This window comes from Marinococcus halophilus (assembly GCF_002265875.1).
Classification (GTDB): domain Bacteria; phylum Bacillota; class Bacilli; order Bacillales; family Marinococcaceae; genus Marinococcus; species Marinococcus halophilus.
Genome location: NZ_NPFA01000009.1, coordinates 39,027 through 65,859, shown reverse-complemented (window position 1 = coordinate 65,859; position 26,833 = coordinate 39,027). Strand labels below are relative to the sequence as shown.

Genomic DNA, 26,833 nt, shown 5'->3' with positions numbered 1-26,833 from the left:
GATAACGTATGTCCATTTTGGAAGAAAGTGTAGCGTCGTTACATACAAAGATAAAAAATCAGGAAGTAACAGTCGCCGAATTGGTAAAAGCTTCATTTGCCCGTATCCGTGAAGTGGATGCAGACGTAAAAGCGTTTTTGACACTGAATGAAGACCGGGCACTCGACCAGGCAGAAAAGCTCGACAAGCAGATACAAAACGGCGGCGAGGTACCGTTTTTATTCGGCCTGCCGGCAGGAATTAAAGACAATATTATTACTGAGGATCTGCGTACTACGTGTGCAAGCCAGCTGCTTGCAAACTTCGAACCGGTTCATAATGCGACCGTGATGGATAAGCTTGGAGAGGCAGAGACGGTAACCATCGGGAAGCTGAACATGGACGAATTCGCCATGGGGTCCTCGACGGAAAACTCCGGCATGCAGGAAACGAGAAACCCGTGGAATACCGATTACGTTCCAGGCGGTTCGAGCGGTGGTTCGGCAGCCTCTGTGGCAGCCGGCGAAGTGCTGTTTTCGTTAGGGTCTGATACAGGCGGATCCATCCGCGAGCCTGCCTCCTACTGCGGAGTTGTCGGGTTAAAGCCAACCTACGGGCGCGTATCCCGGTACGGTCTCGTTGCTTTTGCTTCTTCTCTGGACCAGATTGGGCCGATCACCCGTTCGGTGGAAGATAATGCTTATGTATTGCAGCAGATTGCCGGCCATTCGGAAAACGACTCAACCTCTGCAGATGTGCAGGTGCCGGATTATTTAGAAGCACTTGGCAAGGATGTCAAAGGCCTGAAAATTGGGGTGCCGTCCGAATACATCGGAGAAGGCGTGGATGAAGGCGTCAAACAGCGGGTGCTTGAAGCGCTGAAAGTTCTGAAGCAGCAGGGCGCTGTATGGGAAGAAGTTTCTCTTCCGCATTCGAAATACGCGGTTGCTGCCTACTATTTAATCGCTTCTTCAGAGGCCTCAGCCAACCTGGCCCGCTTTGACGGCGTCCGTTACGGTGTCCGCGATGAAAATGCAAAAGACCTGGTGGAAATGTATAAAGAAACCCGCAGCAAAGGAATCGGTGAGGAAGTGAAGCGCCGGATTATGCTCGGCACATTCGCGCTGAGCGCAGGTTATTACGACGCGTACTATAAGAAAGCTCAACAGGTGCGGACGCTGATCCGCCGGGACTTCGAAAAAGTATTTGCTGATTATGACGTTATCGTCGGTCCGACAGCGCCAACGACCGCGTTTAAGCTCGGAGAACAGCTCGATGACCCGCTTACCATGTACGCCAACGACATTCTGACTATTCCGGTAAACCTGGCTGGTATCCCGGCTATCTCTGTTCCGTGCGGCTTCTCGGATAACATGCCGGTCGGCCTGCAGATTATAGCCAAGCCGTTTGCCGAAGAAACAATTTATACAGTTGCCCATGCATTTGAGCAGGCAACTGAACACCATAAAGCCAGACCGGAATTATAGGGGAGGAACCAGGATCATGAACTTTGAAACAATCATTGGACTCGAAGTCCATGCAGAGTTAAAAACAAATACAAAAATTTTCTGTAACTGCTCAACTGAATTTGGTGCTCCTCCGAACACGCATACTTGCCCGGTCTGTCTGGGCCACCCGGGAGTGCTGCCGGTTTTGAATGAGCAGGCAGTGAACTTCGCCATGAAAGCAGCGCTCGCAATGAACTGCGATATTGCCGGAGAAACGAAATTCGACCGGAAAAACTATTTTTATCCCGACAATCCAAAAGCCTACCAAATCTCCCAATTTGACCAGCCAATTGGAGAGAACGGATGGATTGATATTGAAACAGAAGAAAACGGGCCAAAACGTATCGGTATCACCCGCATTCATATGGAAGAAGACGCAGGGAAGCTGACGCACGACGAAGACGGCGGGCACTCTCTCGTCGACTTTAACCGTGTCGGCACGCCGCTAATCGAAATTGTATCCGAGCCGGATATTACGACCCCGGAGGAAGGATACGCTTATTTGGAAAAACTAAAAGCGATCCTGCAATACACGGACGTCTCCGACTGCAAAATGGAAGAAGGTTCTCTCCGGTGTGATGCAAATATTTCTATCCGTCCGGCAGGGCAGCAGGAATTCGGTACGAAAACCGAACTGAAAAACCTGAACTCGTTTACAAACGTGCAAAAAGGGCTGGCGTTTGAAGAAGAACGCCAGGAAAAAGAACTGCTTGCTGGCGGGGAAGTACTGCAGGAAACGCGCCGGTGGGATGACGCGAAAAAAGAAACGATTCTGATGCGTATCAAAGAAGGATCGGATGATTACCGTTACTTCCCGGAGCCGGACCTGGTCACTTACTATATTAATGAAGACTGGAAATCACGAATCCGTTCACTAATTCCCGAGCTGCCGGACGCGCGGAAGAAGCGTTACATTGAGGACTTCGGTCTTTCCGAATATGACGCATCGGTGCTGGTACAGTCCAAAGCAATCGCGGACTTTTTCCAGGAAACCGTTAATGCCGGAGCGGACAGCAAGCTTACAGCCAACTGGCTGATGGGCGAGGTGAGCGGGTATTTAAACAATAACGATATGGATATCGAAGAAACGGCGCTTACGCCGCAGTCGCTCGCCAAGCTGATTGAGCTCATTGAAAAAGGTACCATTTCAAGCAAAATCGCCAAGCAGGTTTTTGCTGATGTGATGGAACAGGGTGGCGATCCGGAACAGATCGTAAAAGACAAAGGGCTCATGCAGATCTCCGATGAAGGAGAACTCAAGCAGGTAGTCGACGGCATACTAGATAATAACCCGCAGTCGATTGAAGACTATAAAAACGGAAAAGATAAAGCGCTCGGCTTCTTAGTCGGCCAGGTGATGAAAGAAACGAAAGGAAAAGCCAACCCGCAGATGGTGAACTCTTTAATTCTTGAAGGCATGGAACAGCGCTAACGAGGAAAAACCCCGCAGCTAAAACTGCGGGGTTTTTGTTGTAGGCTCTATCCCGGCATCGAGGATAGCGGGAAACCAAAAGCGTGAACGCATGGTATAAACAACGTGGTCCACGTAATGATCATACAGCCATTCAGCATTACGTACATATTTGTATTTTTCGAAACCGAGACGCTCGGGAATCGAACGGCTGGGCTGGTTATCCGGAGCTACGCAGATATCTACCCGCCGGAGATGAATGTCCCGGAACGCGTAATCGGTTAATGTCTGTACGGCACGGGTCATAATGCCTCTGCCCTGAAACGAAGCGGCCAGCCAGTAGCCGATGACGGTGCGCCGGGTGAGCCGGTACACGTGATTGAAGCTGATCGCGCCGGCAAGGCTGCCTTCATACCAGATGCCAAACGTATAGGAAGAGCCGCGGCGGGCGAGCTTAGCACGGTATTCGAAAAAGCGGAGCACGTCGCGCAGTTCTCGTGTCTTATCGACCCAGGGGAGCCAGTGCCGTAAGTAAGAACGATTGTCCTCGACGAGCTGCAGGTAATCGGGAGCATCCTGTTCCTTAAATGGACGAAGGTATACTTGAGAATCCACGGTGAACTCAGCCATTTGTTATCCCCTCCGAAAACTATAGGTGGAGGTTATTTTCCCGATATTCTACCAAATGTAACCCATTTTCTAATCATGCGGAAAGCCTGGCCCATTCTCGCAGCCGCCAGCGCATATAAACGAACTGGTTTGGGGAAATATGCTGAAACATATCAACTAAAAGCCCGTAGCAGACAGGGTCTTCCTCAAGTGCCTCCTGAAAAATTGGGGGATGCTTGTGCCAGAGTGTTCCCATCATTTCAATATAAGGAAGGCGGGTATCGATGCGGGCGCCCTGGGTAAATACACGGTCGCGGAGATGGGAAAGCTCGGCTGGTTCATCCGCTCGATCCAACTGGTACAAGAATTGATCTACAAAGTAAGCAATCTGTTGATCCCGATGCATGGCTGCTCCTCCTATGTCGATGAATGATCAGTGATTAAGTAATAAAAAAGAATCCCCTGCCAGCTAAACTGCAAGGGATACAAAAAATATAACAGGGGTAAGCTTGGTTAATGGTGTGAAACGTGTCGAGGGTGACGGTTTGCACTTAAAAATAGTTATTAATTAGGTCTAAGCTGCGCCTGGTAAGTGAACAGCTACTGTGAAGTCACCGGAAGCGAAAGTATAAGCCATTGCTCCGACAACTAATCCTATCTTTATAAACTTTGATAATTTAGGCATTTATTTTCCTCCTTAATAACTTTAATAAGTCTGAATTTATTATTACATATATAGTTAAATCTTGCAGAGGCTCTTAATAGCTGTAATTTCCAATCATGTACGATTTTCGTAAAAATACATGATACAATGTAAGTGTTAAGAACTATAGTACTTAAATGGAGGGAGCTTATGGAAGAATTAACTTTAGGCAAAAAACTTAAAGATTTACGCCAATACTACCAAGTAAGTCAAAAAGAATTATCAAAAGGAATTTGTTCTCAAAAAGCAATCTCTAAGATTGAAAATGAACAAATGCATCCTACGGCTGAAATTTTGAACTTAATTTCAATTAAATTAGGAGTGAAAATCAGCTATTTCTTTGATGATCATGAAGCTCCCAGATTTAATTATATACGTGATACAAAGGATAGAATAGATAAATTAATAAGGCATTATGAATTTGGAGAAGCCATGAATATTATTAGGCAAGAACTGAAAAATCCTCTATTTCGGAAACCAGTACATCAAAAATTTTTATTGTGGAAACGTGCAATAACTCATTTTAAAATAACTAAAGAAAAAGAAGAAGCACTTGATTTACTACAATTAGCGAAAGACATTAAATTAGAAGCGTTAAGTGTGACTGAAGAAGATATAGGAATAATTATTAATTTTGGTACTATTTACATGGATGTCTATGAATTTGATAAAGCGATATATTACTTTCAAGAAGCACAAAAGCTGTATAAAAAGCTGCCGATAGAATTTTGGGGACCGACACAATCTAAGATCTATTTTAATATGTGTGTGGTATACGGGAGTTCGAGGCAATTTGAGAAAGGTCTCGCAACAGCTAATGAAGGACTCAAGTATGTATTTGATCAAGAATCCTTATACCTTTTAGGTGAAATTTATTATGAAAAAGGAATATGTTTATACTATTTAGGTAATATAAAAGAAGCGTTGCGTTGTATGGAAAAATCCTTGTTTTATTTAGAAGAAAAAGGTCAAACAATTTTTTATGATTTTATTCTTCAAAATTACCTGCGTTTTCAGCGTGCTGCTTTGGCCCAGCGACCATATTTTCAGCCTGGCAGCATCGATCCTACAGCCGCGACTGTTTAATGAATCAACAATAGTATACAATTAATTAGTGACGTATGTAACAATAACGGCCAAAGATAGTGCTTTTATATATGATTCAAATTGAAATGAAATCTTCGATGTAATAGGGGTTATAATATGCGAAAACGAGCGAGGGTGATCTACAACCCAACGTCCGGCAGAGAGCAGATGGAACGGCAGGTGCCTTATATTTTAGACCGAATGGAGCAGGCCGGTTACGAGACCTCGGCCTTCATGACCCGGGGGGGAGGGGATGCCCGGGCTGAGGCGCGGCGTGCTTCAGAGGACAGATTCGAAGCAGTAATTGCAGCGGGCGGGGACGGCACTATTTTTGAAGTCATTAACGGGATCGCCGAACAGGAGTGGCGGCCTAAAGTAGGGCTCATTCCCGCCGGCACGACAAATGATTTTGCGCGGGCACTGGGTCTGCAGGGAAAAGAAATGAAGACTGTTTGTGATGTGGTCGCGCGCGGGCGTACTCAGGGAATCGATATAGGAAAAGCGAACGGGTCGTATTTTATTAATATTGCCGCAGGCGGAAAACTGACAGAACTTACCTATGATACACCAAAGGGGCTGAAAACAGCCCTTGGGCAGGCCGCGTATTTTATTAAAGGGTTTGAAAAGTTTTGGTCGCTGCAACCGCAAATGACAACCGTTAAATATGACGGAAAAGTCCTTGAAGAAGAAATCACAATGTTTCTCGTATCCAACACTAATTCCGTCGGCGGGTTTGAAAAGCTGCTGCCGCAGGCAGAGTACAATGACGGCTATTTTGACGTATTGATCGTACAGAAAATGACCATGTTTGAATTCAGCCAGCTGTTGCGCCAGGCCGTGCGCGGAAAGCATCTGGAAAATCCAAAGATTAAATACTTTAAAGCAAAACAGCTTCACATTGAAGCACGGGGGGATATGCAGCTGAATCTTGATGGGGAATACGGCGGTCACCTGCCGACATCGTTTGAAAATTTACATCAGCATATCGAACTGTTCTGCCCATAAATAAAAAACAGCCGCATCGCCGGCTGTTTTAATTATTTTTCCACTCTGATTTTAAAATAGCGTAGATCATTACGTCCCGTCGTTCGCCCTGAATCAACAGCGACCGACGCAGTGTGCCTTCGTGCACCATGCCGACTTTTTCCATAACTTTGGCTGAAGCGGTATTTTCAATGAAGCACCGGGCTTCAATACGGTGCAGGCCCATGGCTTCAAAGCCGAAGCGGATAATTTCCCGGGCTGCCTCCGAGCCAAACCCCTGATTCCAATGGTCCGGGGAAAGCGTATAGCCAATTTCTCCGTTAGAATGACCGCGATCCCAATGAACAAAATCGATGGTGCCGATCACTTTCCCGGAATCCTTGCGTTCGATGCCAAACGGCGCCCGGTCGCCGTACTTGTAGGAGTTCATCGTGATATTTAAAAAATCCTTTGTCTCCCCGCGGCTTCTGTGGGCATCCCATAAAACGTTACGGGAGACAAGTGGATTAGAAGCATATTCGTAAATATCCTCAAGATCTGAATAACGCAGGGCCCGGAGGCGAAGCCTTGACGTCTCCAGGGTGGGGAAGGGTCTAAAAGGTGATGTTGATGAATGATGCATAGGCCTTCATCCTTTACTGTAGCGCGCCCTCAAACGGTGCTTATTTCTTTGTTAATTATAGAATAATAAGAAATGCCCGAAATGACAATAGGCACAGAAAGCAGAAAAAAGGCATTCTGCGCAAATGCAGAATGCCTCAATGGTTAAACAGGAGAATTTTGTTCAAGCTCTGTGCGTTCTTCTTCAGAAAACACCCGCGAGCGGGTCAAGAATCGTTTGCCTTCCGGTCCTTCAAGGGAAAACATCCCGCCCCGGCCATCGACAACGTCTATAATCAGCTGCGTGTGCTTCCAGTATTCAAACTGATCCTTCGACATATAAAACGGAGCGCCGCCAATATCGCCCATATACATGTCGCTGTTACCGGTTTTAAAATCGCCCTCCGGGTAACACATCGGGGCGCTGCCGTCGCAGCAGCCACCGGACTGGTGAAACATTAACGGACCGTGTCTTTTCGTCAGCTTGTTGATCAGTTCAAGGGCAGCGTCAGTAGCGGTTACACGCTCTACTGCCATAACACTTCCTCCTTTTTAAATGCTCCTGGCCGCCGGATGCTTAAAAGAACCCTTTAGGCTGTTCGCTGTAGCTGACCAGAAGATTTTTCGTCTGCTGATAATGGTCGAGCATCATTTTATGGTTCTCCCGGCCAATACCTGATTTCTTATAGCCGCCAAACGCTGCGTGGGCCGGGTAATCATGGAAGCAGTTGGTCCATACGCGGCCGGCCTGGAGAGCACGCCCGAACCGGTACGCGGTGTTTATGTCCCGGGACCAGACGCCTGCGCCGAGGCCATATAGCGTATCATTGGCGATTTCCATGGCTTCTTCCTTTGTTTTAAAGGTAGTCACACTCAATACCGGGCCAAAGATTTCCTCCTGAAATACGCGCATTTTGTTGTTTCCTTTAAATATGGTCGGCTGCACGTAATATCCCTGCGAACGGTCTTCGTCGTCCACCTGGGCCGCGTCGCCTCCAACGAGCACTTCTGCGCCTTCCTGTTTCCCAATATCCAAATACGAAAGGATTTTATCCAGCTGTTCCTTGGAAGCCTGGGCTCCCATCATAGTGTCAGTATCAAGCGGATGGCCGACATTGATGGCTTTGACGCGTTCAATGGCACGCTCGATAAATTTGTCATAGATGGATTCCTGAATGAGGGCACGGGACGGACACGTGCACACTTCCCCCTGATTTAAAGCAAACATTACGAACCCTTCGATCGCTTTGTCGAGATACGAGTCGTCTTCGGCCATCACATCTTCGAAGAAAATGTTCGGTGATTTGCCGCCGAGCTCAAGCGTTACTGGAATAATGTTCTCTGACGCGTACTGCATGATCAGGCGGCCGGTGGTTGTTTCACCAGTGAATGCCACTTTGTCGATGCCTTCATGCTGAGCGAGCGGCTTACCGGCTTCGACCCCAAACCCGCTGACTACATTCAGTACCCCCGGCGGAAGAAGATCTTCGACTAGCTCGAGTACCTTATAAATCGAAGCAGGCGTCTGCTCGGCTGGTTTCAGCACAATGCAGTTCCCGGCAGCTAGGGCAGGAGCGATTTTCCAAATGCCCATAAGGATTGGAAAGTTCCAAGGAATAATCTGCCCGACGACGCCAAGCGGCTCGTGAAAATGATAAGCTACTGTATCATCGTCAATTTGGCCAATTGTTCCTTCCTGGGCACGGATGACGCCCGCAAAGTAGCGCAGGTGGTCGATAGCAAGCGGTATATCAGCATTCAGCGTTTCACGTACCGCTTTACCATTTTCCCAGGTCTCGGCAACCGCAAGCATTTCAAGGTTTTCTTCCATCCGGTTCGCCATTTTATTTAAAATATTGGAACGTTCTGTAGTCGAGGTCTTGCCCCAGGCTTCTTTTGCTTTATTTGCTGCCGCTACAGCCGCGTCAACGTCCTCTTTCGTTGACCGGGCGACCTGGCAGAAAACGGTACCGGTGACCGGGCTGACATTGTCGAAATATTCGCCCTGGGCCGGCGCCCTGTATTCGCCTCCAATAAAGTTGTCATACTTGTTTTTAAAATGTACCAGGCTTTCAGGGGTGTTTGGTGCATCGTATCTCATGCAAAATCCTCCTTCGTATTAGAGAAAAATTGGAAACGTTTACACAAGTTCATTATAGCACCAATTAAAAATAATGAAAATATAGAAGTTTAAAAATAAAAAACCCGCCGGTGCCGGCGGGGATTGTTTTAATGAAGGCCTGAGGTAACGTGTTCGATCTCCTGCAGGGTGCTGTCAATTTCGTCAAGCAGGCTGTCTGAAAGCTCAAGCTCTGCCGCTTTTAAATTCTCGTCAAGCTGTTCGGGACGGCTCGCCCCGACGATGGTAGAGCTTACGCCCGGTTTTCGGAGAATCCAGGCAAGAGCAAGCTGGGAAAGCTTAACGCCGAGTTCGTTACGGGCCAAATCCTCCAGTTTCACGACATTTTCAAGAATGCGGTCGTCCATGAAGCGTTCCATCGCAAAATTAATATCTGAATTAGCAGCCCGGCTGTCGGAAGGAGGCTGTTCCCCCGGACGGTACTTGCCGGTTAAGATGCCCTGGGCGAGAGGGGAGAAGACGACCTGGCCGAGTCCTTCCCGTTCGCTGATTGGAAGGACTTCTTTTTCAATGTAGCGCACGAGCATATTGTAGATTGGCTGATTCGACACCGGCCGGTGAAGATTCCGCTTATCGGCCACGTGGGCTGCATCGCTGATTTGGGTGCCGGACCATTCGCTGAATCCGTAATACAATATTTTCCCCTGGCGTACGAGGTCGTCAAGGGCCATCATTGTTTCTTCTAAAGGAGTATCAGGATCATAACGGTGGCATTGGTACAGATCCATATAATCAGTTCCCAGCCGCTGGAGGCTCGCATCGCACTGCTCCATAATATGCTTACGGGAAAGCCCGCGGTCGTTCGGGCCATCTCCCATTGGAAAATACACCTTTGAAGCGAGCACGTAGCTGTCGCGCTTGTAGGAGCTGAGTGCTTTACCTACGACTTTTTCTGCTTCACCTCTGTTATAGACGTTTGCCGTGTCAAAGAAATTAATGCCGTTTTCATAAGCATGCTGAATAATGTTCCCGGCGGTCTGGTCCTCCACGGATGAACCGTAGGTGAGCCAGCTGCCGAGGCCGATTTCACTTACCTTCAAGCCTGAATTGCCCAATCGACGATATTTCATACCAACACGTCCTTTTCATAAGTATAATTCGCTGCGGCAAAAAGACAGGTTACGTGAAGGGTATTCCTCTGTTTAAAGAATTGTAAACAAGCCGGAAACAAATGTTGAAGCAAACAAAAGAAAAACAGGTATGTTATTCTAGGAAAAAAAGCAGGATAAGAGAGGGATGCAGGTGGACTATTACATAACGAGAATGCAGAAGGAGCACTGGCCCGAGGTCCGGGACATATACGAAATGGGCATTATGAGTGAACACGCCACTTTTGAAACGGAGGCACCGTCGTGGGAGCTGTGGTCAGCAACGCACGACCTGGCCTGCCGGCTCGTTGCCATTGACAGCACGACCGAAAAAGTAATCGGCTGGGCCGCACTCGCACCAATTTCCGGAAGGGAAGTATATGAAGGTGTAGGCGAGACGAGTGTCTATATCCACCAGGACGAGCGCGGCCGGGGCGTAGGCGGCACGCTGTTGGAGGCATTGATTGAAAAAGCGGAAGCGGAGGGCTACTGGATGCTTCAGGCCGGCATTTTTCCGGAAAATGACTACAGCCTGCGGATTCACCGGCGTAAAGGCTTCCGTGAAGTAGGCATACGGGAGCGGATCGGCAAGATGCAGGGGCGCTGGCGTGACGTGGTGCTGCTTGAACGCCGCAGCCAGGTGATCGGCGTAGATGAGGAAGACAATTATGATGATTGATCTTCCTCTTTTTTGTAGCGCTCCTTCCACTTTTCGATTGAAGCAATCATGTCATCCATTTCTCTGGTGGTAATTTTCGGGTAGCGGTTTAGGGTTTCCTGCACGTGCCGGGCTTCGGGTGGAAGCGTACGGTTGTCACGGGAGAAAAAGGCAGCTACGGTTCCGGTTACAACACCGATCAGGCCGATGCCGACGATCATCAGAATGCTTGCAATAATTCTGCCGGCTGTTGTCACAGGAATGAAATCCCCGTACCCGACTGTGGTAGTGGTGACAATTGCCCACCAAAGCGCCTCCTCATATGTGTGAAAATCGGGTTCAATCCAGCGCATGGAAAGACTGGCCGCAAACAGAAGCACGCCGACAATAATGACAGCCCTGTCTATATGGTATTTAGAAAAAAACACGTCAAACGGAGAGTGCTTCCGGCTGAAAAGCACAATCAAACGCAGAACTTTTAAGAGACGAACGAGGCGGGCAGCACGGAAAATTTCCCCGAGCGGTAAAATAGCAATCAGCTCCAGCGGGTTGTTTTTAATGTATTTCCATTTGTTGTCGCTTGCAAAAAAACGGACAGTAAAGTCAATAACAAATAATACATAAATAAATATATCGAGTGCCCGTGCCTGGTCCGACGGCAGATCTACCGTCAATGAAAACATTAAAAGAGCGGCAAGGATCAGCTCATAAATTGCTTCAAATGAAATACGCACAGTGTTGCCCCCTTCTACAGCAGTTTAGCCATCATGATTTCGTTAACGTACGTGCCGTGGGCAAAAAGCGAGTCCTGTTTAACTCCTTCTTCCTGAAAGCCAAAATGCTCGTATAGCGCCCGGGCCCCAGTATTGTCCTCTATAACGGTCAGCTCCAGGCGGCGGAGCCTGCGCTCTTTGGCCCATGCTTCGAGATGCCGGAGCAGCCGTTTTCCAATGCCCAGGCGATGGTATGCCGGGAGCAGGCCGATAACAACAGAGGCGGTCCGGCAGTTGCGAATGGTGCTGCCCCCAACGCCCATTGCGTGTCCAACAACTGTACCCGCATCCTCCACGATAAAAAGCACAAGGCGGTCCTTCATAATAAACTCGTTCACCATATGCTGATGCTGGTTGGCCGTTGGCTTGCGTTCTCCCGGCTCCATCAGCATATAAGAAGTTTCATTATCGAGCTGTTGCGTAAACGCCAGGTGATCGTTGGCGTCGGCTGGCTCGATCAGCCGAATCTTCATATGTATCTCTCCGTTCTAAGCTGTTTGCTTCGGGTATTCCTACATTATAGCGTGCGAACAGACGGACGCCAAACCGTTCCTGTGTTACAATTTTGCTGACAGACTAGAATGAACGGAAGGAACGAAATAATGAGTAAGCAAAACAAGCCGGAAGCCCCGGTAGAAAAAAATGAATTAATAGAGACTACAATTGAAGATTTAACTCACGAAGGACACGGGGTAGGGAGAGTCGAAGGATACGCACTGTTTATCCCTTACGCTCTGCCTGGCGAACGAATCCAGGCAAAGGTGATTAAAACGAAAAAAGGATATGGCTTTGGAAAGCTGATTACCGTTCTTGAAGAAAGCAGCGAACGGACGGAAAAGCCTTGCCCGATCTACGTAAAATGCGGCGGCTGCCAGCTGCAGCATATGACCTACGAGGCACAGCTCCATTATAAGCATAAGCAGGTGAAGGACGCGTTCGAACGTATCGGTGGCCTCAACGAAGCAGTGGTCCGCGATACAATCGGGATGGAGGACCCATGGCGCTACCGCAATAAAGCCCAGGTGCCGATCGGTGTGAAAGAAGACGGACGGTTGAAAGCAGGATTTTACCAGAAACGGACGCACAACATCATTGATATGGATGAGTGCATTATTCAGCAGAAAGAAAACGACGGTGCTGTCCAGCAGGTAAAGGATATCGCCAGCCGGTTTGGCATGAGCGCCTACGATGAAGAAAGCGGACGCGGGTTTCTCCGCCACGTCGTAACACGTTATGCACCGACCACCGGCCAGCTGATGATTGTCGTTATCACAAACGGAAAGAAAATCCCGGACGAGCAGGCTTTTATCGAAGCTGTGCGTAATGAAGTAAAGGATACCGCAAGCATCGTTCAAAACGTGAATACGAAGCGCACGAACGTGATCTTTGGCGAAAAAACAAAAACGTTATGGGGCGAAGACTACATTTACGACCACATTGGCGGCGTGAAGTTTGCGATCTCCGCGCGGTCCTTTTACCAGGTGAACCCGGTCCAGACAAAAACGCTGTACGATAAAGCGCTGGAGTATGCGGACCTGCGCGGTCATGAAACGGTTATTGATGCTTACTGCGGCATCGGTACTATTTCCCTGTTCCTCGCAGAAAAAGCCCGTCAGGTGTACGGCGTGGAGGTAGTGCCGCAGGCCGTGAGTGATGCCAAGCGCAACGCCCAGCTGAATCATTTTGATAATGTAACCTTCGCGGCAGGGAAAGCAGAGGAAGTGATGCCGTGGTGGGTCAAAGCAAACGACCTGCGTCCGGACGTCGTTGTGGTGGATCCGCCGCGGAAGGGCTGCGACGAACAGCTGCTTGATACAATGCTTGAGGTAGCGCCTGAACGTATCGTATACGTTTCCTGTAACCCGGCGACACTCGCCCGGGATTTAAAGCACCTCGTGGAAGGCGGCTATGAGGTCGTCGAGGCCCAGCCGGTAGACATGTTCCCGCAGACGACGCATGTGGAAGTAGCCACGAAATTAGTGAAAAAGTAAAGTGGGAGCCTGCAGAAAGCACGCCGGCAATTCAACTGGATACCAAAAACAAGGAAGGTCCCGGGCGGGGCCTTCCTTGTTTTATTACTGATTATCTTCCCCAAAAGCTTCCGGCAGCATTTTAAAACCTTCAATCTCTGCGTCCTCTTCAATCTCGATCATAATGCACCGCTTTCCCTGGTAATTGACTTGTCTCACGTATTCAAGATCCTGCGGGCTGATCGCGATGTTGGCGATTTTCGTGTTGATTTTAATGGATTTGGAGTTGTATTTCGGCACGATGCTGCTTGCTTTCAGCTCGTACGTTTCGTTATCGGTCACCCGCTGAAAGGCTGTTTTTACTTTATCGGTCTCCACCTGCTCGCCGCTCTGCTGGAGTACCCGTTCGACGTCTCTATAGTCAAGCGTCGGCGAGGTATCCTCTTCGTTTTCTTCGACGACCCGGTGAATTTCTCCGTAGACGTTCGCAAGCGTGGAAGGATTCACCTGGTCGCCGACCACGTCTCTTACAATATCCTCGAATACCGTTTTGTTTTCTTTGGCCGTGATGATCTCTTCGCCGTTCAGCACGTCCTCAATGAACCGGTAGTCCGGATCATTGGGCTTTGAGGCCGCGTAAAGCACATGATTGACATCGGCGGCCCCGTCGGTCATTGCAGGAAACAAAAAGCCGGCCATCGGATGTTTAAGATCGATAACTGGATCGGCCTCGACCTTGTATTTGAATTCCTTCTCAATATAGTCGAATTGCATTTCTTTTTGCGGCTCTTCTGTTTTATTAATACTGCAGAGAATAAAAGCATTGGAATACACCGCATCACGGTCACTCGTTTCTGCCTCCTCGTTCCGCTGCTTTGCCGGCTTTAAATAATCGGCACGGATAAAGGTAATAACGGTATCTTTTTCATACGGATGGTCTTCGATCATTTTTTCAGTTATGCGAAGCATCTGTTCCTTCCAGTCTTCAACATTGCGGCTCAAAAGACCTTTGTGAAGAATGAGCTGGCTGGAGTCTTCAATGTCCCGCTGAAATTTCAGCTCGAATAGCTTTTCATCGAGCTGCCCGGTGAGAACTTTTTTGAAATTGGCCATAAACAGCTCCTGCTGGTCGCTGTCGAGCATTTCGAACGGGTGGCTCTGATGGTGGTAAACCTCGGTTGTTTCTTTCATTATGTAGACATTAAAAATGTCGGAAATGGTTAGCAGGTCATTGTCTGTTTTTAATTGCCTGCGAAGATCGGCAATGTCTTTTTTATCCATTGGTAGTCCACTCCTGAGCTGTTTGAAGAATTATTAGCTTATTAATTTTAACATATCATAGAGATTCTGGTTCCGGCTGGTATAAAAAAGCCCGCTGCATTTAAGCAGTGGGACTCTCGCATTTATCTGTTCGATGGGCTGCCGAAGTGACGGCGGATTTCTTCGCCGTAGTCATCGGTCAGCGTCATGGAGGAGTCGTAATCAGGCGAACGTTCTACAGCTTCGCGGCTCACACTGGCAGTGGCACTTTCGTCAATAGCACTGAACTGATTAAACCGTTCCACTGGAACAAGAGAGTGGTCACTTGAAAGGGCACCAGCGGTATCGATTTCGATAAACTGAACACTCCAGTCGTTTGTGTCAAAAACAACGTCAGAAATGGTGCCGATGTTTTCACCGCTCACATCGACATCATAGCCGCGGAGATCCTTCGTACTCTGCAGATAGTAGTCTTCTTTGTTCCGGGCAGCTTCCATTTCATTTTCTTCTGCGCCGGTGACCGCTGTGTCACGTGCAGGACGCGCATTATTATCATCGTCATCCGTCGGGGCAAACGGTCCGCCTACAGGCATGGCAGGTCCGGTGCCGGTGCTTCCGGCTGTTGGGATCCAATAAGGCTCCAGGTTGTAATAATTTAACACTGAAGATTCATACGAACGGGAAATAGGTTCATGTTCGTCCGGCTTCGGGCTGTCTTTAATCTGGTCTTTCGAAGCATTCATCTGAATGGCCTGGCCGGCCAGATCCATCCGGTCAATTAGTTTGGGACTGAGCAGAACTTTTCCGCCCACAAACCACGTACGGGTATCAGCAACGATAAATCTAACTTTCCATTCGCCTCTGGAATCAAAATAAACGTCAGAAACCGTTCCAACAGCTTCCTCATTGGTAGCTGAAATCCAAAACGCCTGAAAATCTTTTGTGCGTACGAGCAATTACTGCATCTCCTGAAGAAAATAATTGCTGATACCCGGCTTATTGCCTGAGAGGGATGTTTTTAAACTAAAGGCTGGCTTGTTTTAAGTTACATGATTACTAAGTCTCGATTTCAGCGGGGGAAGGGGAATAGACCTAACAGATCGTGAAGGGAAGGGCCAACCTTTGTATCAATTCTCCAAAAGACATTGACTTTGATAATCATTTTCAATTAGTGTATGCGCTGTAAATAAGAGCTTGAAACGGAGCTTTTATTTTTTTGAATTAATTGATAATGATTCTCATTATCTGCAAATACCAAATAATGGAGGAGACGATATGCCGGTTGTGAAGGAAGAGTCCCATACCGCATTTGATAATGAATTTCTAACCAACGTTGGTGATCAGGGCAGAATTCTTGAAATGTTAACCCGGACGTCTGCCTATATAGCGGAATTTTTCAAAGAAAGTGAAAGGCCTGTGCCCGCAGCAGGAGAGTCGCAGATGAAGCATTTCTTTCAAGATATAAAGCAGGAACATGCATTTGATAGTGTGCTTGAGGAAGTAATGGAGCATATTATGAAACGCTCTTTAAACATCAGCCACCCTCATGCGATGGCGCATCTGCATTGTCCGCCGCTTTTGTCCGGGGTGTGCGCAGATGTAATTGTAAGTGCTCTAAACCAGTCGATGGATTCCTGGGATCAAAGTCCGGCAGCGACAGCAGTAGAAATAGAAGTAGTGAATTGGCTGTGTGAATTGTACCAGCTGCCTCAAGCTGCTGCGGGAACATTTACGACTGGAGGCACGCAGTCGAATTTTATGGGGCTGCTGCTTGCAAGAGACCAGTACTGCGCACGGAAATTGTCCCATGATGTAAAAGCCGATGGCCTTCCTTCGGAAGCAGCACGATTTAAAATTTTTTGTTCAGAGGAAGCACACTTTACAGTCAAAAAATCGGCAGTTCAGCTTGGCCTGGGAGAACGGGCAGTAATAGGAGTGCCGGCAGATGAGCATAAAAAGATGAGTACCGAAAAGCTCGAAGCCTTTATTCAGGAGGCAAGGGAAGCCGGTGATCATCCAATTGCTATAGTAGCTACTGCCGGGACTACTAATTTTGGAAGCATTGATCCACTCGAAGATATTTATCATACGGCAGATAAAGAGAATCTGTGGATGCATGTGGACGCAGCGTTTGGCGGGGCGTTAGCGCTCTGCAGTGATCACACTGCCAAACTTGAAGGAATAGAGAACGCAGATTCCCTGGCGGTGGATTTTCATAAACTATTTTATCAGCCGGTCAGCTGCGGGGCCTTTTTGGTTAGGAGCCGGGATAGTTTTCGTTTTATCAGGCATGGGGCGGAGTATTTGAATCCGGAGGATGACAGAGAGCAGGGCTTTACGAACCTTGTGGACTATTCGATGCAGACAACCCGCCGATTCGATGCACTTAAATTATTGATGACGATCCGTACTGTTGGCACGAAAAAATGGTCGGAAATGATTGGCCATGGGTTAAAACAGGCCGGGTGCCTCGCGGAAAAAATTAACGATGAGCCAGCGCTGCACCTAGTAATGAAGCCGGAAATGAATGCAGTGGTGTTTAAATACGACCCTGAGCATTCCTTTGCAAAAGCCGAAGAGGATGAGATCAATAGAGAAATTCAGCAGCAATTATATGCTTCAGGCGAAGCGGTCATTGCCAAAACAAAAATAGATGGCAGGCAGTTTTTAAAATGCACTCTGCTGAATCCTTTAACGACAGAAAAAGATATTGATCATGTAATCGAGGCGGTCATTGAAGCAGGACGGGAAATTGAACTTCTACGAAGGAGGAAAAGTGTTGAATTTTAAACAGAAAGCAGCAGAAGCTTCGATGCAGAGCTTTATCAATTGTTATTTGCGTGAAACCGGAAGCGGCGCCTGGGGAGAAGCGGAATGCCGCGTGGAGCTGTCCCATCAAAAAATTGAACTGATCCTGCCGGTAAAATACCGCTCGTTGACCCACCGGCATATCTTTCATTTTCCGCTTTGTTATAAAACCCTGGAAAGCGGCCCCCTCCTTGAGCTTGATTTGCTGACCGCCGGGGCTTTGCTTTTGAAGGAACTTTCGCTTGAATACGGTGATAACGGAGGAGAAGAAGAGATGATGCAGCGGGTGCTGCAGAGCTTTGAGCTCACAGAGTGGTTTTTGGAAGCACGCAAAGAGCAAAAGGGAGAAATCATCTCCCGTTACATTGATTCAGAACAGGCCCTGCTGCTCGGGCATCTACTGCACCCGACCCCTAAAAGCCGTCAGGGAATGGAACGCGAAGAGGAAAGAAACCTGTATTCCCCGGAAACCGGCGGACGTTTTCAGCTGCATTTCTTCCGGGCGCCATCAGAGCAGATAGAGGAAGCATCGATGGAAAAAGAAAGCGCGGCGGCTATCGTAAAAAACGAGCTCCAAAATGCTCCAGAGACAGAGGAATTATTTAAAGAGGACTATTGCCGTTTGGATGATGGCTATGCCCTGCTTCCGGTGCATCCGCTTCAAGCAGAGGCTCTGCTTCGGAAGGGCTCCATTCAGCGGAAAATAGAGCAAGGAGAATTAGCGTATCTTGGCCCGGCCGGCCGGAGCTTTACAGCGACTTCCTCGGTCCGGACCCTTTACCATGAGCAGTCACCGTATATGCTGAAAGTCTCCATTCCGGTGAAGATTACTAACTCCCTGCGTGTCAACCAAAAAAAGGAAATGGCGCGCGGCGTAGAAGTGGAAAAGCTAATGCGGAGCAGGATTGGAAAAGAGGCATCACAATTTTTCCCAGGGTTTGAAATTGTTCGTGATCCGGCATATATCGCCCTTAAAGGTGAAGAAGAAACAGGCTTTGAAACGATTATCCGGCAAAACCCTTTTCAGGAAACTATGGACGACCAGGTGTCACTGACCGCAGGGCTGGTGCACGATGCTTACGGAGAAGGAAGTATGCTGGGCAATCTGATCCGAAGCCTTGCCCGGGCGGAAAACCGGAGCACTGCCGAAGTAAGCCGGGACTGGTTCCGGCGGTACTTATCAATCTCCCTGCATCCGATGCTTTGGCTGTATATGACCCATGGCATTGCGCTTGAAGCCCACCAGCAGAATTCCGTTGTGCGTTTTACTGGCGGCTATCCGCAGGTGTTTTACTACCGGGACAACCAGGGCTACTATTTTGCACGCTCGAAGGAAGCACACTTAAAAGAGTACGTGCCGGAGTTGAATGCCTCAAGCGATACTGTATGCGTAGATGATATTGCAGACGAGCGCTTTCGTTACTACTTTTTTATCAACCATTTGTTTGGACTGATTAACGGCTTCGGAGCTTCAGAATTGATTGAAGAAGCGGAGCTGCTGCGAATACTCCGCGAGGAGCTTAAAGATGCAGAAAAAGCATTCGGCCGTTCCTCTTTAACCGAAAGCCTTCTTGAACAAGAAACAATCCCTTCCAAGGGTAATCTGCTGACCCGCTTTTTTGATATGGATGAATTGGTCGGCTCCCTTGCGGAACAGTCCGTTTATATTCTTATTTCAAATCCGTTGACCGAAAAGGAGTGCTTGCAGCATGAAAGCCCAGCCATCTAATTCTCATATTTTTACCCGGGAGCCGGACGGGGCTGAAGGTGAACGTATTCAATTCCGTGCAGTTGATGAAAAGGCCGACTTTCACATGCTGCACGGCTGGATGCACGAGACCCACGTGGTGCCGTTTTGGCAGCTGAATATGGGTGAAAGTAAGTATCGGACCCATCTGCACAAGGCGCTAAATGATCCCCACCAGACACTTTACATCGGAGAGCTCGACGGGCGCCCCGTCAGCTACTGGGAAGTGTATTGGGCGGCGGATGACATAATTGGTTCCTATTACAGGGCGGAACCGGCAGATCAGGGCGTGCATCTTTTGATTGGGCCTCCGGAAGAAACAGGGAAAGGCTACGCCCTGCCGCTTTTAAAGGCTATGCTTTCGGTGCAGTTCCAATACGCCCGGACTGCCCGGATTATCGCAGAACCCGATATCACCAACGACAAAATGATTCATGTGTTTAAAAAAGCGGGGTTTGAGTCTGTGAAGCCGGTAGACCTGCCGGATAAACGGGGGCTTCTCATGGTTTGCAGACGGGAGACATTTGAAGGAGGTACAGCCGGTGGGAGCTGAAACAGAAGTATATGATGTACTTGGCATAGGCATTGGCCCATTCAACCTGGGCATGGCAGCGCTTGTGGAAAACGTAGCGGAAATCCAGGGCGTATTCCTGGATGAAAATGAAGCGTTTGAGTGGCACGGCGGCATGCTGCTTGATGGCACCAGCCTGCAGGTTCCTTTTCTTGCTGATCTGGTCACGATGGCAGACCCAAAGAGTCCCTACTCCTTTTTGCAATATTTGCAGGAAAAGGACCGGCTGTATGCTTTTTATTTTTATGAAAAATTTCATATCCCGCGTCTTGAATACAATGACTACTGCCAGTGGGCAGCGGAAAAGCTTTCCTCTTGCCGGTTTGGCCGGCGTGTGACCAATGTATCCTTTTTAGAAGAAGGCAGGCTGTATAAAGTGGAAGCGGTGCGTTCGAATGCTGAGACACCAGAATACTACTATGCCCGGCACATCGTGACGGGCACGGGCACAAAACCGTCGCTTCCTCTCTGGGCAGAAAAAGGAGAAGATGTCTGTCATTCTGCTGATTACCGGTACCGCAGGAAGGAACTGCTTCAAAAAAAGAGCATTACGGTGGCAGGCTCCGGCCAGAGCGCCGCTGAAGTTTTTCTCGATCTGTTGAAGAAGCGGCCTGAGTACGGGTACAGGCTGCACTGGTATACAAGGTCTTCAGGATTTTTCCCGATGGAGTATTCCAAGCTCGGGCTGGAGCATTTTTCGCCGGAATATATTAGTTATTTCTACCACCTTGATTCTTACACAAAGGAGCAGCTGCTTCAAAAGCAGAATCTTTTGTATAAAGGGATCAGCGCCGACACGATCGCTGCTGTGTATGACGAGCTTTATGAACAGACGATCGGGGGGGCGAGCGAGGACATCATTCTTCAGGCAAATACGGAAGTGATGAACACAGAGAGAACGCTGGCCGGCAAAATGAAGCTGTTTTTAAAAAAGATTAACTACGGTACGGAATACACCGAAGAAACGGAAGGACTAATCGCGGCTACAGGCTATCAGCCGTCTCCGCAGCCGTTTTTAAGAGGTATTGAAGCAAGCCTGCGGCGTGATAATCACGGGCGTCTGCAGATTGATGAAAAGTACCGCGCTGTACAGACTGAAAAGAACCATCATGTGTTTATTCAAAACGGGGAAATGCACACGCACGGCGTTGGAGCTCCGGATCTTGGGCTTGGAGCGCATCGGAATGCGGTCATCATTAATCAAATCGCGGATCGGGAAGTTTATCCTGTCCGTTCTAAAAATGTTTTTCAGCAATTTGAAAGAGAAAAGACCGGGGTTTTCGCGTAAACCTGTAAGCCTAATCTTAAAAAGAAGGGAAGAAAGCAGATGAATCCATATACGGCTGAATCCTTTGGAGCCGTCCAACAGCGGCACTGGGAGGAAGCGAACCAGCGGTTAACAGCGAAGATGCTGCAGGAATTTTTGTATGAAGCTATTATAGAAGCAGAGATTGTAAAAGAAGGATCCCCTCAAATGCTTCAAGTAGAAGCGTCTGGAGCGGTTTATACATTTTCTGCACGCAAGCGGCTTTTTGACAGTGTCTACGTGTACCCGGAAAGCATTGTAAAAAAAGAACACGATATGGAAGTACCTGTGCGGGCAGATGCTTTTCTGCTTGAACTTCAGCAAATGGCACCAATCTCGAGTGAGACCGCCGGCCATTTACTGAAAGAATATTATCATACCCTGACCGCAGACTGCCATTTGCTGGACAAACAAACGACAGCTGCCGAGCTTGCGGAAATGGATTATTTGCAGCTTGAAGGAGAAATGGGCGGGCATCCATGGATCACTTACAATAAAGGCCGCATTGGCTTCAGCTTTCAGGATTACCTTTCTTATGCTCCTGAACACAAGCAGGAGGTTCGTTTGTTCTGGATAGCGGTCCATCAGGAAGCAGCTTCGTTTCAAACGGTACACGCTGATGGCTACCATCGTTTAATAGAAGAGGAATTGAGTGGAACCGAACGGGAGCATTTTAGCGATCTTATCAACCGGGCTGGGCGAGAGCCGGAGGACTATTATTACATGCCGGTGCATACCTGGCAGTGGGACAACCGCATTGTGACGCTTTACGCTGAGTATATTGCCAGAGGATGGATCATTCCACTGGATTATGCGGAGGATACGTACCTGCCCCAGCAATCAATCCGCACGTTCGTAAATACAGAGCATAAAACAAAAAAACATGTAAAGCTTCCGGTCAGTATTTTGAATACGCTGGTGTACCGGGGGCTTCCCAGTGAGCGGACCATGGCGGCCCCGGAAGTGACGAAGTGGATTCAGACGGTCAGAGACGAGGATTCGTTCCTGAGGAATACGTGCAGGGTGGGGCTCCTCGGGGAAACAGAGACGATCGATGTGCCGCACCCTGCGTTTCACCATCTGCAGGGAGTGCCGTATCAGTATACAGAAATGCTTGGGGCTGTCTGGAGAGAAAGTATTTATATGGCTGTGGAAGAGGACGAAAAACCAGTAACGCTGGCGGCCCTTCTGCACGAGGATGCGAATGGAAAGCCTCTGGTGCTCGAATACGTGGAGCGGTCGGGATTAAGTACAGAAGGCTGGATTAAACAGCTATTTGATGCCGTGCTTCCTCCGCTGCTGCATTACATGTATAAATACGGCACCGTTTTTTCGCCGCACGGCCAGAATACGATCGTGGTGTTAAAGAACTACAAGCCGCACCGGCTTATTATGAAAGACTTTGTGGATGACGTAAATGTGAGCGATCAGCAGCTGCCGGAGCTCAAAGGCTTGCCGGCCCGGCTGAAACAGGTTTTACGCTGCGAACCGCCGGAAGGACTCGTGCAGTTTATCTTCACGGGGCTGTTTATCTGCCATTTCCGCTACCTGTCGGATCTGCTTGACCGGGAAAACTTACTTGCAGAGCATACATTCTGGAAAATGATAGTTGAAACAATTGAAGCGTATCAAAAACGTTTTTCGGAGCTTGCTGAACGTTTCCAGCTTTTTAACCTTTTTCAGCCAGCCATGGTGAAGCTTTGCCTGAATCGGAACCGCATGCTTGATTACGGGTACGGAGACGATGGTGATCGGCCGCACGCTTCAGAGCATGGATTCGTTGAAAACGCGCTATATATGGTTCGCGTACCTTACACTTAAGCCAGGGAAGCTCCCTGGCTTTTTGTATGAAAAAATATAATAAGTATGCATTTATATAATACTAAAGACATATGGATTGTTTGAGCGGAAGAAAAGTATTATAATAATTCTAATGTGCAAGTCACCCCACAATCAATCTAAATGTTGGAGGAACATAAATTGCAAAAAGAGTATAGCCTGGATTCGACTGAATTTCCGTCGCTTAAATCCGTTTCGCGGAAAATATTTGATATTATAGCAGATCAGCTTGATGTTAATACAGCTTACATCACCAAACGAGGCAACAATGAAATGACTGTTATCAGCACGTTTAATAAGAAAGAAGAGATTATTCCAGAAGGCTATTCGGTAAAATATAGCGACACATATTGCAGAAAGATCATTATGAATGAAGAAGATGCTTTCTGTACCGAGAACTTGACCAGAGACGTCATGACAAAGGAGCTGGAGGTCACCTCCCAGCTTCAGATGAAAGGCTTCCTCGGCGTCACGCTGACCGACCTGGATGGTAACGTATTCGGTACCTTGTGCGTCATGGATCCGGAAGAGAAAATATTCAGCCAGGAGGACGTGGATTACTTAAAAGCTATGGGGGATGTGCTTGCCCATATCATCGAACTCGACCATACACAGTACAATCTCGGTTTTTTGAATGTGCCGATCATTCCGGTCCGCACTGGCATATCTATACTCCCGGTCCAGGGCATCATTGATGAAAAACGGGCGGAGATTATCACCCGGACTGTTCTGGAGTACGCGGCGAACCAAAAAATTGAACACCTTGTAATTGATCTGTCCGGGCTGGTAATTGTGGATGGTGAATTTCCACACGTGTTTATTAACGTCATTCACGCCCTGAAGCTGATGGGGGTTAACATTTTACTCACAGGTATATCCCCGGCGATCGCCCAGCACGAATTAAGCAATAATGAAATTTTAAAAATGAACATCCATATTTCAAGAAATCTTGAAGCTGCATTGGAGCATATTGGTTTCCATCTCCAGTCTCAATGAAGCCGGTGTCCACACCGGTTTTTTTGCTATCAAAGGTATTGTTGGCGTTTTCCCGTAAATAAATCTATAAAGACAGCATCTCATGGATTTCTTCTTTAATCATGCTCCAGGCCTCTGTCTGGATATCAGTAAGCATAAAATGCTCTGCGTCGGGAAGCTCAAGATATTTGATAGGCCGGTAGCCGATTTTTGCCGCCTGGTTATATTGGGCGCTGATGCCAACAGGTACGTTCACATCGAGCGCTCCGTGCACGAGTATCTGGGGGACATCAATAGGAATCAGGTCAAACGGCGACGTCTCAGTATAGCGCTCAGGAAATTCATCCGGGGAGCCGCCGAGCAGATCTGCGACAGGGTCCATGGGCTCCTGGGCGTTTGTGATTTTGTTGCGGTAATCGTGTATCTCGTGCATGAGGTGCATATCAAGCACACCGGCGAGACTCACAGCCCCGTACATGGATAACGGTTCAGCGAAATGGGATAATTCGCTGGTAGCCGGCAGGAATGGCCGGGCAGCGAGCCACAAGGCGAGCTGTCCCCCTGCGGAATGGCCAATAGAAAATATCCGCCGAACGTCGATAGGGTGAATGGCTGCGAGCTCACGTACATAGTCTGCAGCCCTGCCAACATCATTAAACGTACCGGGCCAGCCACCTCCTTCATGGCCGATGCGACGGTATTCAATGTTCCATGTGGCGATGCCCTCCCGGGTTAAATCCTCTGCCACGTCCTGAATAATATCAAGGCCGAATGGCTTTTTCCAAAACCCGCCGTGAATAACCACAGCTAAAGGAAAAGGCCCTTCACCTTCCGGAATGCGAAGATCCCCGAATTGTTCTGTATGCTTACCGTAATAAATTCGTTCCATATTTTTCCCTCCTGTTCTCCTTTTATCATACCTGCTTTTGGTACAATAGATAATAGAAAATGCTGAGGAATAGAGACGTGAGAATAAAAACGTTTTACGCCATAAGCGATAAAGGGCTTGACAGGAAGGTGAACGCTTTTCTGGACGACGCAGGCATTGAAGTAACGGATATTCAGTTTGGAATGAATTTCTTTTATTTCAGCGCGATGGTCGTATATCGGGATAACCAGGAAATAAATGGAGGGTAACTATGCAGTCATTAGTAAAAGCAATTGAAGGGGAGCAGCTGTATCTGCGTCCATATACGAAAGAAGAAGTACCGGCTTTGTATGAAGCATTTAACAATAATCAGATTGCCCGCCAGTTTACAGGAACGAATCATATTTATACGCTGGAGGATGTAGAGCGCTACATTGAAGGGGGCGATGCCCACGCAGATGTCCGCCTCGGCATTTTCATGCAGGGAAATGATCAATTAATCGGAGACACTTCGTTTATTGACATCGACACGCCGGCAAGCCGCCAGGCAAGGTTTCAAATGGTCGTTTTTGACGATTATATAGGACAGCGTTTCGGCACAGAAGCAACCAAGCTGATGCTTGAATATGGGTTTGGGAAATTGAATTTCCACCGGATTGAGCTCGAAGTCTTCTCGTTTAACACCCGCGCGATTCATGTATACGAAAAGCTTGGATTTGTTCACGAAGGAATGAAGCGTGAGTGCCGTTACTACGATCATCAGTACTACCACGCTGTGATAATGAGCATACTTGAACAGGAATACCGGGAAAAGTATCGCTAAGCCGCCTGCAGCCAGGCGGTTTTTCACTTTATGAAACCCAGCGGGAAAATAATTATTCAATGAAGGTGACAATGTGAAAGAAATTTACAGTAGCGTGGTGCAGTTTCGCGGCACCCATTACGAATTTGGCAAATACCAGGGAGAACACCTCGCCGGGTCATTGTCTGTCGAAAACCGGGACAAGCAATGGAAAATACGCAAGCTCCGGTTTCAAGTGGACATAAAGGAAACCAAAGAAATGTTTATGAATCTGGCGCCCGGCATCTGGGAAGAGCTTGAAGGTCTGCAGGACGGCTTAAAGTGGGATATGGAAAAAATTATTATGCATTTTTCCGGCTATCGTCTTGAAATACCTAAATCAGGCTGCTCTATTATGACAGGGGATAATTATCTGGTTCGTAATTATGACTATCACCCAAAAACCTACGAGGGCAGGTACACGTTGTTTCAGCCGACGGATCAGGGCTATGCGATGGTTGGCCCTTCGCAGCGGGTAACCGGCCGGATGGACGGAATGAACGAAAAACAGCTTGCGATGGGCTATAATTTTATGCACCGGAAAAAGCCGGGAGATGGATTTATCTGCTCAATGATTGGGCGCCTAATATTAGAGGTGTGTGCTTCTGTGGAGGAAGCTGTCGACATGCTGAAGGAAATACCGCACCGCCACTCGTTCAGCTACGTGGTGCAGGACATGAAGGGAACCTCTCAAGTTGTGGAGGCATCGCCGCGTGGAGTGATTGCACGGGAAGACCATGCATGCACCAACCACTTTGAAAAAATGCCGGAAGAGAACCGTCATTATCTGGTGGATTCAAAAGCCCGCCAGGCGGTGATGAAGCAGGAAAAGCAAACAGCTCCTTCGGCGGAACAAGCGTACCGGCTGCTGAACAATACCGAAGGCGGCGTTTTTTCGGATAATTACCATAGCTGGGCGGGCACCATTCACACATCCGGCTATCTTTTGCGGGAACAAAAAGCGTGGTTCGCGCTCGGAGGCGACCAAAAGCCGTATGAAATCGATTTTTCCCGCTGGCTAAAAGGTGAAGATGTACCTGAGAAGTATATGTACGGCCAGGTGGATACCGGCATGAAGTTTCTTCATATGGACCAGAACGTAAAATAAA

26 protein-coding genes are annotated in these 26,833 nt (G+C 48.1%); 15 read left to right on the top strand and 11 right to left on the bottom strand.

Features of this window, described 5'->3' with window-relative positions:
• The first annotated feature begins 8 nt into the window (after positions 1-8).
• Positions 9-1,466: an Asp-tRNA(Asn)/Glu-tRNA(Gln) amidotransferase subunit GatA gene (gene gatA / locus CHL76_RS10650; protein ID WP_094908533.1), complete on the top strand. Its 1,458-nt coding sequence runs from the start codon at positions 9-11 to the stop codon at positions 1,464-1,466.
• Between the two features lie 16 nt (positions 1,467-1,482).
• Complete coding sequence (gene gatB, locus CHL76_RS10645) at positions 1,483-2,919, top strand: Asp-tRNA(Asn)/Glu-tRNA(Gln) amidotransferase subunit GatB (protein ID WP_079474228.1); 1,437 nt, start codon at positions 1,483-1,485, stop codon at positions 2,917-2,919.
• Positions 2,920-2,937: 18 nt separating this feature from the next.
• On the opposite strand, the gene CHL76_RS10640 is transcribed toward gatB, so the two are convergent.
• Positions 2,938-3,528: a GNAT family N-acetyltransferase gene (locus tag CHL76_RS10640; protein ID WP_094908532.1), complete on the bottom strand. Its 591-nt coding sequence runs from the start codon at positions 3,526-3,528 to the stop codon at positions 2,938-2,940.
• Between the two features lie 73 nt (positions 3,529-3,601).
• Positions 3,602-3,913: a hypothetical protein gene (locus CHL76_RS10635; RefSeq protein ID WP_079474230.1), complete on the bottom strand. Its 312-nt coding sequence runs from the start codon at positions 3,911-3,913 to the stop codon at positions 3,602-3,604.
• 447 nt (positions 3,914-4,360) lie between these two features.
• Here CHL76_RS10635 and CHL76_RS10630 point away from each other — a divergent pair, with 447 nt between their 5' ends.
• A complete protein-coding gene (locus CHL76_RS10630) occupies positions 4,361-5,296 on the top strand; it encodes a helix-turn-helix domain-containing protein (RefSeq protein WP_094908531.1) in 936 nt (311 codons plus the stop codon).
• Positions 5,297-5,413: 117 nt separating this feature from the next.
• A complete protein-coding gene (locus tag CHL76_RS10625) occupies positions 5,414-6,301 on the top strand; it encodes a diacylglycerol kinase (protein ID WP_094908530.1) in 888 nt (295 codons plus the stop codon).
• A 28-nt stretch (positions 6,302-6,329) separates the two neighbouring features.
• Here the strand turns inward: CHL76_RS10625 and CHL76_RS10620 are convergent, their stop codons facing one another.
• The 4 genes from CHL76_RS10620 to CHL76_RS10605 all read right to left on the bottom strand — a co-directional run bounded on the left by CHL76_RS10620 (position 6,330) and on the right by CHL76_RS10605 (position 10,090).
• Complete coding sequence (locus tag CHL76_RS10620; RefSeq protein WP_079474233.1) at positions 6,330-6,902, bottom strand: GNAT family N-acetyltransferase; 573 nt, start codon at positions 6,900-6,902, stop codon at positions 6,330-6,332.
• Positions 6,903-7,045: 143 nt separating this feature from the next.
• The gene (locus CHL76_RS10615; RefSeq protein WP_079474234.1) at positions 7,046-7,417 is read right to left on the bottom strand and encodes a DUF779 domain-containing protein; all 372 of its coding nucleotides are present in this window, start codon (positions 7,415-7,417) and stop codon (positions 7,046-7,048) included.
• Positions 7,418-7,457: 40 nt separating this feature from the next.
• Positions 7,458-8,981 carry an acetaldehyde dehydrogenase ExaC gene (gene exaC, locus CHL76_RS10610; RefSeq protein WP_094908529.1) on the bottom strand — a complete coding sequence of 508 codons (1,524 nt, stop codon included), beginning with the start codon at positions 8,979-8,981 and terminating at the stop codon, positions 7,458-7,460.
• Between the two features lie 128 nt (positions 8,982-9,109).
• Positions 9,110-10,090, bottom strand: a complete 981-nt coding sequence (locus CHL76_RS10605) for an aldo/keto reductase family protein (protein ID WP_079474236.1) — start codon at positions 10,088-10,090, stop codon at positions 9,110-9,112.
• 166 nt (positions 10,091-10,256) lie between these two features.
• Between CHL76_RS10605 and CHL76_RS10600 the strand changes: the two genes are divergently transcribed.
• Entirely contained in the window at positions 10,257-10,787 is a 531-nt protein-coding gene (locus CHL76_RS10600) for a GNAT family N-acetyltransferase (RefSeq protein WP_179124008.1), read from the top strand.
• On the opposite strand, the gene CHL76_RS10595 is transcribed toward CHL76_RS10600, so the two are convergent.
• Both CHL76_RS10595 and CHL76_RS10590 read right to left on the bottom strand, forming a co-directional pair.
• A complete protein-coding gene (locus CHL76_RS10595) occupies positions 10,775-11,500 on the bottom strand; it encodes a potassium channel family protein (RefSeq protein WP_079474237.1) in 726 nt (241 codons plus the stop codon). The two genes, CHL76_RS10600 and CHL76_RS10595, sit on opposite strands and share 13 nt — an antisense overlap.
• Before the next feature lie 14 nt (positions 11,501-11,514).
• Complete coding sequence (locus CHL76_RS10590) at positions 11,515-12,012, bottom strand: GNAT family N-acetyltransferase (RefSeq protein WP_079474238.1); 498 nt, start codon at positions 12,010-12,012, stop codon at positions 11,515-11,517.
• Positions 12,013-12,141: 129 nt separating this feature from the next.
• On the opposite strand from CHL76_RS10590, the gene rlmD reads away from it, so the two are divergent.
• Positions 12,142-13,530: a 23S rRNA (uracil(1939)-C(5))-methyltransferase RlmD gene (gene rlmD / locus CHL76_RS10585; protein WP_094908528.1), complete on the top strand. Its 1,389-nt coding sequence runs from the start codon at positions 12,142-12,144 to the stop codon at positions 13,528-13,530.
• 84 nt (positions 13,531-13,614) lie between these two features.
• On the opposite strand, the gene CHL76_RS10580 is transcribed toward rlmD, so the two are convergent.
• Positions 13,615-14,790, bottom strand: coding sequence for a DUF4317 domain-containing protein (locus CHL76_RS10580; RefSeq protein WP_094908527.1), 1,176 nt, complete (start codon positions 14,788-14,790; stop codon positions 13,615-13,617).
• Between the two features lie 122 nt (positions 14,791-14,912).
• Positions 14,913-15,725: a PRC-barrel domain-containing protein gene (locus tag CHL76_RS10575; RefSeq protein ID WP_094908526.1), complete on the bottom strand. Its 813-nt coding sequence runs from the start codon at positions 15,723-15,725 to the stop codon at positions 14,913-14,915.
• A 319-nt stretch (positions 15,726-16,044) separates the two neighbouring features.
• Between CHL76_RS10575 and CHL76_RS10570 the strand changes: the two genes are divergently transcribed.
• The 6 genes from CHL76_RS10570 to CHL76_RS10545 all read left to right on the top strand — a co-directional run bounded on the left by CHL76_RS10570 (position 16,045) and on the right by CHL76_RS10545 (position 24,036).
• On the top strand, positions 16,045-17,559 hold the full coding sequence (locus CHL76_RS10570; RefSeq protein WP_094908525.1) for a pyridoxal phosphate-dependent decarboxylase family protein: 1,515 nt from the start codon (positions 16,045-16,047) through the stop codon (positions 17,557-17,559).
• Entirely contained in the window at positions 17,546-19,306 is a 1,761-nt protein-coding gene (locus tag CHL76_RS10565; RefSeq protein ID WP_094908524.1) for an IucA/IucC family protein, read from the top strand. Before CHL76_RS10570 ends, CHL76_RS10565 begins: the two co-directional genes overlap by 14 nt.
• Positions 19,287-19,877, top strand: a complete 591-nt coding sequence (locus tag CHL76_RS10560; protein WP_094908523.1) for a GNAT family N-acetyltransferase — start codon at positions 19,287-19,289, stop codon at positions 19,875-19,877. Before CHL76_RS10565 ends, CHL76_RS10560 begins: the two co-directional genes overlap by 20 nt.
• Positions 19,867-21,183, top strand: coding sequence for a lysine N(6)-hydroxylase/L-ornithine N(5)-oxygenase family protein (locus CHL76_RS10555; RefSeq protein ID WP_094908522.1), 1,317 nt, complete (start codon positions 19,867-19,869; stop codon positions 21,181-21,183). Before CHL76_RS10560 ends, CHL76_RS10555 begins: the two co-directional genes overlap by 11 nt.
• 39 nt (positions 21,184-21,222) lie before the next feature.
• Positions 21,223-23,022 carry an IucA/IucC family protein gene (locus CHL76_RS10550; RefSeq protein ID WP_094908521.1) on the top strand — a complete coding sequence of 600 codons (1,800 nt, stop codon included), beginning with the start codon at positions 21,223-21,225 and terminating at the stop codon, positions 23,020-23,022.
• Positions 23,023-23,181: 159 nt separating this feature from the next.
• On the top strand, positions 23,182-24,036 hold the full coding sequence (locus tag CHL76_RS10545) for an STAS domain-containing protein (protein WP_233133364.1): 855 nt from the start codon (positions 23,182-23,184) through the stop codon (positions 24,034-24,036).
• Between the two features lie 64 nt (positions 24,037-24,100).
• Here the strand turns inward: CHL76_RS10545 and CHL76_RS10540 are convergent, their stop codons facing one another.
• On the bottom strand, positions 24,101-24,904 hold the full coding sequence (locus tag CHL76_RS10540) for an alpha/beta hydrolase family protein (RefSeq protein ID WP_079474246.1): 804 nt from the start codon (positions 24,902-24,904) through the stop codon (positions 24,101-24,103).
• Between the two features lie 77 nt (positions 24,905-24,981).
• On the opposite strand from CHL76_RS10540, the gene CHL76_RS17200 reads away from it, so the two are divergent.
• The 3 genes from CHL76_RS17200 to CHL76_RS10530 all read left to right on the top strand — a co-directional run bounded on the left by CHL76_RS17200 (position 24,982) and on the right by CHL76_RS10530 (position 26,832).
• The gene (locus CHL76_RS17200; protein WP_179124009.1) at positions 24,982-25,152 is read left to right on the top strand and encodes a hypothetical protein; all 171 of its coding nucleotides are present in this window, start codon (positions 24,982-24,984) and stop codon (positions 25,150-25,152) included.
• A 2-nt stretch (positions 25,153-25,154) separates the two neighbouring features.
• Entirely contained in the window at positions 25,155-25,706 is a 552-nt protein-coding gene (locus CHL76_RS10535) for a GNAT family N-acetyltransferase (protein WP_079474247.1), read from the top strand.
• A 73-nt stretch (positions 25,707-25,779) separates the two neighbouring features.
• Positions 25,780-26,832, top strand: coding sequence for a C45 family autoproteolytic acyltransferase/hydolase (locus CHL76_RS10530; protein ID WP_094908519.1), 1,053 nt, complete (start codon positions 25,780-25,782; stop codon positions 26,830-26,832).
• Position 26,833 lies beyond the last annotated feature (1 nt).